Annotated in this window: 13 protein-coding genes; 7 read left to right on the forward strand and 6 right to left on the reverse strand. The window is 41.8% G+C overall.

From position 1 onward, the window contains the following. The first annotated feature begins 2 nt into the window (after positions 1–2). The gene (locus tag GYX91_RS02815) at positions 3–620 is read left to right on the forward strand and encodes a phospholipid-binding protein MlaC (RefSeq protein WP_025330218.1); all 618 of its coding nucleotides are present in this window, start codon (positions 3–5) and stop codon (positions 618–620) included. Between the two features lie 54 nt (positions 621–674). On the opposite strand, the gene GYX91_RS02820 is transcribed toward GYX91_RS02815, so the two are convergent. The 5 genes from GYX91_RS02820 to miaA all read right to left on the reverse strand — a co-directional run bounded on the left by GYX91_RS02820 (position 675) and on the right by miaA (position 6,106). Continuing rightward, positions 675–926, reverse strand: a complete 252-nt coding sequence (locus GYX91_RS02820; RefSeq protein ID WP_084548264.1) for a GlsB/YeaQ/YmgE family stress response membrane protein — start codon at positions 924–926, stop codon at positions 675–677. Between the two features lie 292 nt (positions 927–1,218). Then, entirely contained in the window at positions 1,219–1,425 is a 207-nt protein-coding gene (locus GYX91_RS02825; RefSeq protein WP_025330220.1) for a hypothetical protein, read from the reverse strand. Between the two features lie 293 nt (positions 1,426–1,718). Further along, positions 1,719–2,969, reverse strand: coding sequence for a serine hydroxymethyltransferase (glyA, locus tag GYX91_RS02830; RefSeq protein ID WP_084565454.1), 1,251 nt, complete (start codon positions 2,967–2,969; stop codon positions 1,719–1,721). Positions 2,970–3,287: 318 nt separating this feature from the next. Then, positions 3,288–4,805 (reverse strand): acetyl-CoA hydrolase/transferase family protein, encoded by a 1,518-nt coding sequence (locus tag GYX91_RS02835; RefSeq protein ID WP_025330222.1) that lies wholly within the window; start codon positions 4,803–4,805, stop codon positions 3,288–3,290. Positions 4,806–5,161: 356 nt separating this feature from the next. Next, entirely contained in the window at positions 5,162–6,106 is a 945-nt protein-coding gene (gene miaA, locus GYX91_RS02840) for a tRNA (adenosine(37)-N6)-dimethylallyltransferase MiaA (protein WP_037475980.1), read from the reverse strand. A gap of 701 nt (positions 6,107–6,807) precedes the next feature. On the opposite strand from miaA, the gene GYX91_RS02845 reads away from it, so the two are divergent. From GYX91_RS02845 to GYX91_RS02865, 5 genes are all read left to right on the forward strand, one after another. Continuing rightward, positions 6,808–7,698 (forward strand): NAD(+) kinase, encoded by an 891-nt coding sequence (locus GYX91_RS02845; RefSeq protein WP_078475100.1) that lies wholly within the window; start codon positions 6,808–6,810, stop codon positions 7,696–7,698. Positions 7,699–7,940: 242 nt separating this feature from the next. Continuing rightward, the gene (gene recN, locus GYX91_RS02850) at positions 7,941–9,602 is read left to right on the forward strand and encodes a DNA repair protein RecN (RefSeq protein WP_174829899.1); all 1,662 of its coding nucleotides are present in this window, start codon (positions 7,941–7,943) and stop codon (positions 9,600–9,602) included. 324 nt (positions 9,603–9,926) lie between these two features. Then, positions 9,927–10,166 carry a sulfurtransferase TusA family protein gene (locus tag GYX91_RS02855; RefSeq protein WP_037475987.1) on the forward strand — a complete coding sequence of 80 codons (240 nt, stop codon included), beginning with the start codon at positions 9,927–9,929 and terminating at the stop codon, positions 10,164–10,166. 142 nt (positions 10,167–10,308) lie between these two features. Beyond that, positions 10,309–11,349 carry a dihydroorotase gene (gene pyrC / locus GYX91_RS02860; protein WP_174829900.1) on the forward strand — a complete coding sequence of 347 codons (1,041 nt, stop codon included), beginning with the start codon at positions 10,309–10,311 and terminating at the stop codon, positions 11,347–11,349. A gap of 2 nt (positions 11,350–11,351) precedes the next feature. Next, positions 11,352–11,792 (forward strand): thioesterase family protein, encoded by a 441-nt coding sequence (locus tag GYX91_RS02865; protein ID WP_025330228.1) that lies wholly within the window; start codon positions 11,352–11,354, stop codon positions 11,790–11,792. Between the two features lie 69 nt (positions 11,793–11,861). Here the strand turns inward: GYX91_RS02865 and GYX91_RS02870 are convergent, their stop codons facing one another. Further along, positions 11,862–12,083 carry a YdcH family protein gene (locus tag GYX91_RS02870; RefSeq protein WP_025330229.1) on the reverse strand — a complete coding sequence of 74 codons (222 nt, stop codon included), beginning with the start codon at positions 12,081–12,083 and terminating at the stop codon, positions 11,862–11,864. Between the two features lie 143 nt (positions 12,084–12,226). On the opposite strand from GYX91_RS02870, the gene GYX91_RS02875 reads away from it, so the two are divergent. After that, complete coding sequence (locus GYX91_RS02875; RefSeq protein ID WP_025330230.1) at positions 12,227–12,817, forward strand: LemA family protein; 591 nt, start codon at positions 12,227–12,229, stop codon at positions 12,815–12,817. Positions 12,818–12,920 lie beyond the last annotated feature (103 nt).

The raw sequence follows: 12,920 nt of genomic DNA on the forward strand, positions 1-12,920 counted from the left end.
CAATGCAGAGGTATGTAAAAGCTTGTTTGGCAGGCTGGATGCTCATGGTTGCAGTATGTTCGTTCGCTGCAACGCAGGAACAGCTGGCACAACAACAGTTACAGCAAAATGTGGATATGGTGTTATCAGTGGCTCGTGACAAAAGCCTGAATGAACAACAGCGTATTAGTCAGATTGAACGTTATGCCGATCAGTATCTGGATTATGAGCGTATTTCAGCTTTGGCAGTAGGTATGCAATGGCGGCAGTTTACTGCACAGCAAAGACAGGATTTCAGTGCGGCCTTTAAAAATATGATTGTGCGCATTTATGCACATTCAGCATTGATGGGTGCCAGTAATGCATCTGTGAAGGTTATACCTAAGGTAGTGAATCAGGGTAATAACCGGCTGGAAACATTTACCGAAATTGTTAGTGCCGGTAATAAGCACTACACGGTGGGTTATCAGATGTATTATGCTAATGGTGTCTTTAAAATTTATAATTTCCGGGTCAACGGTACCAGTCTGGTAACGGTATACCGCAGTCAGTTTGATCAATTGATTCAGAAACAGGGTATTGATGCAACTATTGCTCAGTTACGTGATAAAGGTTTGGGTAAAGTGCAGATCAATAAATAATGCATTTATTTGAGCAAAAAAACGGTGATGGATTGAATATCCATCACCGTTTCGTTATATCTGTCTGTTTTTAATTTTGCCGTAAATAAACAGAATAATGCAGGCAAAAATAATCGAAGCTATTAAACCGGCTTTTTCACCTGCATGGTACCAGCCAAATGCCTGACCAACATATCCGGCCAGTAATGAGCCGCCGATACCGAGTAAAGTGGTGACCACTATGCCAAGTTGCTGTTTGCCCGGATAGATTAGTTTGGCAATTAAACCAATGATAAAGCCAACTATAATTGTCCAGAGTAACCCCATGATGTTGTACTCCTGAGAATAAGGAAGCTTTATCTTAATCCTGTGGCTATAATAAAAGTTGAGTTATTAAGTAAAATCAATATTAATTATGATTTTTTAAATAAATATATGTAATCAGTAAGTTATATTTTAAAGATAAACACAAGAACAACTGACGGAAGATTTAAGCAGTGTGAAAAAAAAGTGTAGGATAATTCTTAGTTTACTCTCTGAGAGAATAGTATTTTGCATGAAAATAGATAAGTAAAAAAAAAGCATAACAATAAGTTATGCTTTTTTTATTGCCAGACTGTTAGTGGTTACCAGCATAGGTATTAACAGTACGGAAAGGAGTATTTTCTGGTGTAGAGTCAGAAACATGAGTGTTCTGACCATTTTGAGCAGTAGATTCGCTGAAATGACGAACATCAGTATCATCGTTGTTACTATTAGCCATAGCGAAACCTGCAGTCATAGCTAAAGAAGCAGCCAGTAAAGCGGAAGAAACTAATTTTTTCATTTTTGTTTCCTTTCAAAATGAATTATCAAAATATTTTAAATTTAAACGCCAAATTGTTATTTTTGCTTTTGCAATATGGTTATATTAATACTTTATTAGTATTTTGATAATACCTGATTAGTTAAAGATGAATTTCTTATTAAGAAACTCAATGGCGATGTTTAATGTCAATAAAAAACAGACTAAAACATCATTGATTCAATGATGAAAAAGTCTGCTTTGAGTATAAGTACTATTTTATAGTCAATCAACAGGAATGATTGGAAATTATATTAATACTATAATATTGTGGTTTATTTACCATATACAGGTAAATGATTGCAAATTTTCTGTATTTTTTCTGAGACTTCTGAAATAACTTTTTCATTGTCTGCATTATCCAGAACATCAGCAATCAGATGACCAAGTTCACGCGTATCTGTTTCAGTAAAGCCGCGAGTAGTAATGGCTGCCGTGCCTAAACGGATACCGGAAGTGACAAATGGTTTTTCCGGATCATTAGGGATGGCATTTTTATTAACAGTAATATGTGCTTTGCCCAGCACCGCTTCCGCCGTTTTACCGGTAAGTTTTTTTGGTTGCAGGTCTACCAGAAATACATGGCTTTCAGTACGGCCTGAAACAATACGCAAGCCACGTTCAATCAAGGTTTCTGCCAGTACTTTGGCATTGGCTTTAATCTGACGGGCATATTGTTTGAATTCCGGCTGTAAGGCTTCTTTGAAGGCTACTGCTTTGGCTGCAATCACATGCATTAACGGACCACCTTGCAGGCAGGGGAAAATAGCTGAATTCAGTGCTTTTGCATGCTCATCGCTGCGGCACATAATTACACCGCCGCGCGGTCCGCGCAGAGTTTTATGGGTAGTAGTGGTCACAAAATCAGCAAAAGGCACCGGATTCGGATACTCTCCGCCAGCGACCAGACCGGCGTAATGCGCCATGTCTACAAACAGATAAGCACCTACTTTATCTGCAATCTCACGGAAACGTGCCCAGTCTATTTCCAGTGCATAAGCAGAAGCACCGGCCACAATCATTTTCGGCTTATGCTCCAGTGCCAGCTGTTCCACCTGTTTGTAGTCGAGGATTTCATTTTCATCCAGACCATAGGTAATGGCGTTATACAGGCGACCGGAAATATTGACACTGGCTCCGTGAGTCAGATGACCCCCATGCGCCAGTGACATACCCAGAATAGTGTCGCCCGGTTGCAATACGCTGGCGTAAACAGCTTGATTGGCCTGAGAGCCGGAGTGAGGCTGTACATTGACATAACTGGCGCCAAATAATTCTTTCAGGCGGTCGATAGCCAGCTGTTCTACTTCATCGACATATTCGCAGCCACCATAATAACGTTTACCCGGATAGCCTTCGGCATATTTATTGGTTAACTGGCTGCCCTGAGCCTCCATTACGGCGCAGCTTACGTAGTTTTCTGATGCAATTAGTTCTACGTGATCTTGCTGGCGCTGATCTTCACGGGCAATGGCACCGGCCAGTTCCGGATCAAATTTTTCGATGGTTAACGCTTTGGAAAACATGGTGGTTGTTCCTTTTGAGGATGAAGAAATAAAGAATTTGCTGAATGCAGCAGAGAGTGAGTGGTGACTATTTTAACTGATAGTAATGTGTATGTGGCTGAATTTGATAATGTGTGATGATGAAGTATATTCATAAATACACATTCAGACGATGTGATACTGGATTTCAGTCTGGTAAGGGTAATAACCTGTTTATAGGATTCAGTAAATCAATTGCGGATGCTGAACCGAAAATAAATTATCTAGTCGAGAAGTGATGCAGTCTGATAAAAAACAGCCCTGTTAGAAACAGGGCTGTCTGACATTATCCGGAATCAATTACATTTTCATAGAACCGGTTTTCAGGAATTGTTCATGCCAGCTTAAAGCTTCAGTAAGAATATGAGGTGTATGAATACCTTTCGCCGTTTGCAAAGCACGGTCGTAGTAATCCTGCAACTGATCGCGATAATCCGGATGAGCACATTTTTCAATCATCACTTTTGCTCTCTGCCGCGGAGCCAGACCGCGCAAATCAGCCAGACCCTGCTCAGTAACAATAATCTGTGTATCGTGTTCAGTATGGTCAACATGTGAAACCATCGGCACGATACAGGAAATCTTGTCATCTTTAGCAGTAGACGGGGTAACAAAGAAATTCAGGAAGCTGTTGCGAGCAAAGTCACCTGAACCGCCGATACCATTCATCATGCTGGTACCCATTACATGGGTAGAATTGATGTTGCCGTAAATATCGGCTTCAATCATTGAATTCATTCCAATGATACCCAGACGGCGCACCAGTTCCGGGTGATTGGAGATTTCCTGCGGGCGCAGAATAATGCGGTCACGGTAAAAATCAATATTGTCTGCAAAATCCTGGAATGCCTTAGCAGACAGGGAAATAGCGGTAGCAGATGCAGTAGCCATTTTTCCGGCACGTATCAGATCCAGCATACCGTCCTGCAATACTTCGGTATAACCATACAGATTTTCAAACGGACCGGTTAACAGACCTGCCAGTACGGCATTCGCCACGTTACCTACGCCAGACTGAATTGGCAGCATTTCTTTAGGCAGACGCCCCATTTTGATTTCGTGAGACAGGAAATCAACAATATAAGCGGCAATCTGTTTGGATTTGTCATCAGGTTCGCTGAAAACATTGTCGCGATCCGGAGCATTGGATTCAACAATAGCGACTATTTTGTTTAAATCAACTTTCAGGTATTTTTCACCGATGCGATCATCAGCGCGGGTCATGTTAATTGGTTTGCGGTGGGGCGGAATAGCATTATCCATAGGAATATCATGCATGCCTTCCATTTGTATCGGCAAACCGGTATTGATTTCCAGAATAACCTTGTCTGCCATATCCAGCCATGTCTGATTATTACCGATTGCGGTAGACGGAATCAGGTGTCCGTCTTCAGTAATGCCCAGTACTTCGATAATGGCTACATGCATGTGACCCAGAAAACCAAACCATGCCTGCTGGGCAACATGCGATAAATGCATGTCAATAAAATTGACATCGCCATTGTTGATTTCCTGACGCATATGGCGATCAGTATTAAATGGTAAACGCTGATTTATTGCATGTGCCTCAGCCAGTGCGCCATCACATTCCGGCGCAGTGGAAGCACCAGTCCATACATTAATTTTATATGGCCGACCGGCAGCATGTTCAGCACGGGCAAAGTCAGCAATAGCTTTCGGCAAAACTTTAGGATAGCTGGCGCCGGTAAATCCGCTCATGCCGACATTGGCATTATTATCTATCAGGGTAGCAGCTTGCTCAGCAGACATAAGGCGGGAATGAAGTGAGGTATAACGAATGCGATCCTGTACGGACATCGTGTTTTCTCCTTATTAAATCAAAAATGCCTGACCCTTGCCTGGTCAGAGTGAGGCGTAGAAGATAAGTGTTTGTCTTTGCCGTATATTCAATTCAGTACGAATGCTATGACATAATGACTCTAACAACGGACTGCATTTTACTGTAAATAATTTTGTTTTGCTGTTCTGTCTTTGTACTGAAAAAGTGCAGAACAGCAGATACAGATAAATAATTACAAATTAATAATTAAGAATTTGAATTAATACATTAAGTTGCAAAATAAACAGACTATCAGATTAGACAATGTTTACACAATATTTTAATAGTATTGCCTAAGGTTTCGTTGCCGGAGAATTTTCTAAATTAAATCAGTTTAAGCAAAAAACTGCTGTATTAATTGCTGCGCATGTTCTTGCAGCCCTGCAGGATTAAACGGATCGCATACATGTTCGGGATTCAGTTTACGCAACCATGTAAGCTGACGTTTTGCCAGTTGCCGGGTGGCAGTAATTCCGCGTTCAACAAATGTACTGTAGTTAGTTGTGCCATTAAGATAATCAAAAGCCTGCCGATAGCCTACACAGCGAATTGAAGGCAAATCAGGATGCAATTCCGGGTATTGCAGCCGAAGTGCTTCCACTTCTTCCACAAAACCCTGTGCCAGCATCGAATGAAAGCGGGTGGCAATCTGTGTATGCAAACGGGCACGGTCGGCCGGTAAAAGTGCCAGCGTACATACATTTAAAGGACTCTGCCGGCTTTCCTGTTTAGCCAGATGGCTGCTCATGGGGACACCGGTGATGTGATAGATTTCCAGTGCACGTTCAATACGCTGGCTATCACCGGCAGGCAAGCGGGCAGCAGTAATGGGATCCACCCGCTGTAATTGTGCATACAGAAAGTCTGTACCGTGCTGTTGTTTAAGTTTATCCAGTTCGGCACGGATTTGCGGATTGGCCTCCGGCAGGCTGTTCAGTCCCTGTGTCAGGGCATGGTAATACATCATGGTACCGCCCACGAGCAAAGGCAGGTGACCGCGTGTATGAATTTCCTCGACTAAATCCACACAATCACTGACAAACTGGGCAGCACTGTAGCTTTCAAGCGGTGAAATAATATCAATCAGATGATGGGGGACTGCTTCTAACTCTTCTGCACTGGGTTTAGCCGTACCGATATTCATATCACGATAAATCAGGGCGGAATCCAGACTGATAATTTCAATCGGAAACTGCTCAGCCAGACTCAGAGCCAGACTGGTCTTGCCTGACGCTGTAGGACCAAGTAGAGCAAAAACTTTTGGCAGAGATGCAGACATAGTGGCTACCGTAGTTTAAACAGTTATTGTAGCGATTTACGCTCAATTGAGCGATAGATAGTTAGATAAGAGTATAAATCGGGATAGGCAGCATAATGTTATGTAATCTGTTAAAGCAGTTAAAGAAAATCAAAGCATAAATATGAAGATTATTTTTTGAACATTAGATATTTTAAAATTTTCTTTTATTCAGAGATATTTGAAGCAATAAAGTAACCAAGAATTAGCGAGTAATTTCAATTGCTGATTAGCTGAATTGAGAAGGAAACAGCTATTGTGCGGAAGCAATGATAATTTACTTGCATAATACAGGTGTATTTCTAATCAGATGTCAGCTAAACGACTTTAAAATTGATCTGTACCGGCAAATTAATATAACTGTTGTGCAAGAAGTATTCTGCTAGTAATTAATATTTTGTTTTAAGTTAAGATTTAATTTTATGATTCGGAATAATCAGATACCTCAGTAGCAGACATTTCAGCCAGCTAAAAAAATAAATGCTGCGGATATCAGCAACTATGAAAGTAATATCTTATATTTATACCTTTTCAAATTTGCTATCAGTGCATTTGCATAATATTTGCATTCGGCATGAAAATGCACATAATATAAGTTTATTGTTACACTAACCTTTATAATAGCCAAATAAAGTTATGGTAGTTATTTAGAGAGAGTAACTTAGTCAGGAATAAATGTTTACATGAATAGCCAGTTTAACCATATCGGAATTGTGACACGGCCGCAAACACCAATGATGAGTGAAGTACTGGACGAACTCATTACTTTTTTATGTGAAGAAGAAATTTCGGTGTATCTGGATAGTGAGGCGCAAGCGGATAACCAGATTAATCCGGTATTGCTGCAACGCTGTAATATTATTAATAAATGTGAAATGGGGCGGCGCTGTGATCTTGTTATGGTACTGGGTGGTGACGGTACTTTATTGTCTGTTGCCCGTAAACTGGCACCTTACCGGGTACCACTGATTGGTATTCATCAGGGACATCTTGGTTTTCTGACACAAGTACCGCGTGCTCAGATGGTAACAGAATTAACCGGCATGCTGACTGGCAAATATCTGCCCGAAGAACGTATTTTGCTGGAAGCGACTGTGGTACGTGCAGGCGAAGAAGTTTATCATTCACTGGCACTAAACGACGTTGTACTCAGCCGTGGTGCACTGGGGCAGATGATTGAATTTGAGGTATTCATCAATAAAGAGTTTGTTTATACCCAGCGTTCAGACGGTTTGATTGTGTCTACACCTACTGGTTCGACGGCATATGCTCTGGCTGCCGGTGGTCCTATTTTACAGCCAACTCTGCGTGCATTCAGTTTGGTGCCTATTTGCCCGCAATCCATGTCCAACCGGCCGATCGCTGTTAGTGATACCAGTGAAATAGAAGTGCTGATTACTAAAGGCAGCGATGCCCGGGCTCATTTTGACGGACAGGCGTTTTTTGATTTACATAGTATGGATAAAATCCGTATTTGCCGCTATCGCAATTCTCTGAGGATTTTACATCCGGTTAATTATCAATATTACAAAACTCTGCGCCAGAAACTGCATTGGGGTGACCAGCTGGTATAGCTGTGTGTTGTATAAACAAACTTAAGCCGTTAATCAGATTTTAAATAATTTTTGTAGCCTAATATCATCTCTGAAAAAATAATGTGTATGTTGCTATTGGTGGAAAAAACACAATAAAAATTAATAAAACCGAAATTTATTATCGATTATTTTAGATTTTTCTAAAAAATGGTTTCTTATTTTCCTAAAAAATACTAAAATCCGGCATAAATCATTAATACTTTCTCTAAGAAAGGTTGTTTATGCTTCTGGCGCTGTCTTTGCGTGACTTTGTCATTGTTGATGAGCTGAATCTGAGTTTTCAAAGCGGGTTTACCGTTCTGACAGGTGAAACCGGGGCGGGTAAATCAATCACGCTGGATGCATTGGGTCTGTTGTTAGGTGATAAAGCTGATTATGGTCAGATAAGACATGGTGCCAGAGAAGCCCAGTTATCAGCACTGTTTGATGTCAGTGATGTAACGCATGCCCGCACCTTACTACAGGAACAGGGATTACTGGATGAAAACGAAACGCAATTAAGTATCCGCCGTACGATTGATATAAAAGGAAAAAGTCGCAGTTTTATTAATAATCAGGCGGTTACTCTGAGTCAGTTGCGGCAGATAGGTGAATTATTAATTGATATACATGGTCAGAATGCACACCACTCTTTAAATAGTGAATCCGCGCAACGTATATTACTGGATGCATTTGCGGGTGCTGATACAGAAGTTGCTCTGGTACGTGAAGCCTATCAGCGCTGGCATGAAGCCAAAAAAGAGCTGGAAAAAGCGCAAACACAGGCTGATAGTCTGAATATTGAGCGTGAGCGCTTGCAATGGCGCTTTGATGAGCTAAATGCCCTGAATCTTCAAGAGCATGAGTGGGAAAATCTCAGTCAGAGTCATGATTCATTAGTACATGCGGCGGAAATACTGCAAACGGCGGAAAATGTAGAAGAAGTTCTCAATGGTGATGAGGGTTTGCAAAGCCGTTTGTATCATTGCCGGCAGCAACTGGTTGCACTGATTAAAGCAGCTCCTGCTTTTGCAGACAGTGTGGCATTACTGGAATCAGTAGAAGCAGAATTGAGTGAAGTCAGTGCGTATTTGCGTGAAGCCACTGCCAGTGTAGAGACTGATGAAAATTTATTAGCACAGCAGGGACAGCGCATGCAGGAGTTAATGAGTGTTGCGCGTAAATATCGGATCGAGCCACCACAATTGCCTGAAGAGCTAGAAAAAGTTGAATCAGCTCTTAATGAACTGGAGGCGGCTGCGGATATTGAAGCGTTACAGGCGCGGGTAGCAGAACGCGAAAATGAATATATGCATGCAGCACAGCAATTATCAGTGAAACGCCATCAGGCAGCGAAAAAGCTGGCGAAACAAACCACGGCTCACATGCAAAATTTATCAATGCAAGGCGCACGCTTTCATATTGAATTGTTAAGTGCCTCACCATCTGTGCATGGTCTGGAGCAGGTACAGTATCAGGTAGCTGCCAATCAGGGCACGCCTTTAAGAGCAATGAGCAAAGTCGCTTCCGGTGGTGAGTTGGCACGTATCAGTCTGGCTCTGCAAATGGTTACCAGTCAGTATAATGCGGTACCTACATTGATTTTCGATGAGGTGGATACCGGTATTGGCGGAGCTGTAGCTGATGTTGTTGGTCACGCACTGCGTAGTCTGGGGCAAAATCGTCAGGTGCTGGCTGTTACTCATCTGCCGCAGGTCGCAGCTTGTGGTCAGCAGCACTGGCAGGTGCGAAAACATAACAGCAAAGGGCAGACTGTAAGTGAAATAAACGTACTGAATGCGACAGATCGGGTAAATGAGATTGCACGAATGCTTGGCGGCGAAACCATTACCGATACCACACGTAATCATGCCAGGGAAATGCTGGAGCTGGCGCAAAGTTAATTCTGCTATTACGAATTTATCTGCAAGCTCTCTGATTTTTCAATGTATATATGTCATTACTGCAAAAGCCGGAAATGATATTTATTTAAGTAAATAATTTTAAAATAACGTTTATCTGCTTATGTTTTATGCATGCTGTTCTTGATTACAACGGTTTTAATAACAAAATATATTCTGATAATTTTCCTGTCAGCGTGCATTTTTATAATATATGACTGATATAGACTGGAACGGGCTGCTTTAGCCTGAGCAAGGTGTGTAGATTCAGTCTGTTTCATGCACGATGTATAATGATAACTTTCAATATTCTATGATGAGTTGCTGATGAGTGAACCACACAGTGATAGAACACTAGATGTTATCGATTTAAATTGCCCGATGCCGATTTTACGTGCAAAAAAGGCGCTGGCAGCAATGGATAGCGGAGAAGTATTGCTAGTACTGGCAACAGATAAAACTGCTCCTGATGATTTTGCAGCTTTCTGCCGGCAGACAGGTCATGAATTATTGCATCAGCAAATCAGAAATGATGATGTAATAATGATGTGGGTAAAACACCGCTAAGTTTTTCAGACGGTAATTTATTACAATTAATTACAATATTTTGTTAACTTTATTCAGGTTCAGGTTGTAGAAGCTGCGACAGAATAGTACATTAACCTATTATTTTTTAGCTGTGTAACACACGCTGATAGAACGGATACAGATGCAGACTCTCACTATAACCCGTCCGGATGACTGGCATCTTCATGTGCGTGATGGTGCAGCATTAAAAGCAGTAGTACCTTTCAGTGCACGGCAGATGGGGCGAGCCCTGATTATGCCAAATCTGAAACCACCGGTAACCTCAGTTGCAGCAGCACTGGCTTATCGTGAACGTATACTTGCTGCAGTACCTGCGGGCAGTCATTTTCAGCCATTGATGACTTTATATCTGACTGACCAGACTACGCCGGCACTGATACGCGAAGCCAAAGAAGCAGGTATTATTGCGTGTAAGCTTTATCCTGCCGGTGCCACAACTAACTCTGCGGCTGGTGTCAGTGATTTGTGGGCTTTATTGCCGGTATTGGAAACTATGGCTGAAACAGGCATACCATTACTGGTGCATGGTGAAGTAACCAAAAGTGAAATTGATATTTTTGACCGTGAAGCAGTATTTATTGATGAACTTTTACAGCCGCTGTTACAACGTCTGCCTGAACTGAAATTAGTATTTGAGCATATTACCACTGCACAAGCTGCTCAGCTGGTGATTCAGGCTGGTGAAAATGTGGCTGCTACGGTAACACCCCAGCACTTGCTCTACAATCGCAATGCTTTACTGGTAGGAGGAATCCAGCCTCATCATTATTGTTTGCCGGTACTAAAGCGCGAAACCCATCGTCAGGCACTGTTACAGGCTGTAAGCGGTACACAGTCACATAAATTTTTTCTCGGTACCGACAGTGCGCCGCATGCACAGCACAGTAAAGAATGTGCTTGCGGATGTGCGGGTATATTCAGTGCCTTTGCTGCTATTGAGTTATATGCGGAAGCTTTTGAGCAGGCGGGAGCACTGGATAAATTACAGGCTTTTGCAGCAGAAAACGGTCCGCGGTTTTATGGTCTGGAAATCAATAAGGAAACCATTACACTGAAAAAAATAAATCGCACAGTGCCACCATACTATCCGTATGGTAATCATGAACGACTGATTCCGTTGCGTGCTAATCAGACCATTAGCTGGAGTGTGGTAAATAATTAAATATGCAAGATTCAACTCAAATTACAGACCGGCTATCAGTACAAGCACATCAAACCGAAATTCGGGTGCGCGGCTTTCACATAGATGTATACCGCCATGTTAATAATGCACGCTATCTGGAATTTCTGGAAGAGGCACGCTGGCATTATTTTGATGAAGCCGGCTTAACGCCAATGTTTACTGAAGCCGGTTGTGGAATGGCTGTGATAAATATCAATATCAGTTACCGGCGCAGTGCCGGTTTCGGAGATGATTTGCTGATATCTACTGCTTTGAGCAAAATACAACCGCGCAAAGTAGAAGTTAATCAAACGATTACTCTTAAAAATACAGGACAGACAGTTGTGCAGGCTGTGGTGACGTTTATGGCTTTCGATCAGCAAAGCAATAAAGCAATTTCTTTTCCTGCTGCGATACAAGAACGATTTAATGCTATCAGGTAACAATATAAGTTAAGTCAGTAAAAAACCCTGCGCTTGGCAGGGTTTTTTACTGACTTAACTCAACCACTATCAGGCTTTACCGTCAGCTTCACGCAGCATGGCGTAAATTTCATCTTTCAGGCGCAATTTTTCCCGTTTCAGTTCGTCCAGATTATCCAGACCACTGGTTACCGGGTTATTAGTCAGACCTGTAATTTTATCGTCCAGTCGGTTGTGTTCTTCGAATATATTAGCAAAATGGGTATTTTCCGCCTTTAATTTGGTAATCAGGTCGCGATATTCAGGAAACATATAACATCCTTTACAGTTGGTTAAAATGATTTTTATTATTTTGCATTAATTATAGCTTAAGGTATATAAGATTGCGCTAGTTATGACGTAAAAAGTAACAAGAGCATGTTAAACTGGCACAATAATACATACGGGAGTTTATAATGTATAAACGGTTAATGGGTTGGATAGGCGCATTTATTCTGGCTTTAAGCCTCAGCGGGTGTGGCTATAATACAATGCAGTCACAGGATGAGGCTGCAAATGCTGCCTGGTCGGAAGTGCTGAATCAGTATCAGCGTCGTGCTGATCTGGTACCCAATCTTGTGAATACAGTTAAAGGCTATGCCAAACATGAACAACAAGTTTTAACCGACGTTACTAATGCCCGTTCACGTGTAGGCAGTCTGAATATGACCAGCAGTGATGCTGATAATCCGGCAAAAATGGAACAGTTTTCACAGGCACAGGGAAATCTGAGCAGTGCTCTGAGCCGCTTGCTGGTAGTAACAGAAAATTATCCTGATCTGAAAGCTGATCAAAGTTTCCGGGATTTACAAGCGCAGCTTGAAGGTACAGAAAACCGTATTGCTCTGGCACGCAACCGCTATATTCAGACAGTACAGGTTTACAACACTACTTTGCGTTCTTTCCCGAACAATATCACAGCCAAAATTTTCGGAATGCATGTTCGCCCGAATTTTGTACCGGAAAATGAAGCGGCGGTAAAACAGGCACCGCAGGTAGAATTTTAATTCGTTTTCTGTTGTTATTTTATGTAATCAATTAAACAGCCAGTTTATCAGAACTGGCTGTTTGCATATCAGCATAGTAAGCAGCTGCTACTATTGTGCAAAA

This window comes from Snodgrassella sp. ESL0304 (genome assembly GCF_013344995.1).
Lineage (GTDB): Bacteria > Pseudomonadota > Gammaproteobacteria > Burkholderiales > Neisseriaceae > Snodgrassella > Snodgrassella alvi.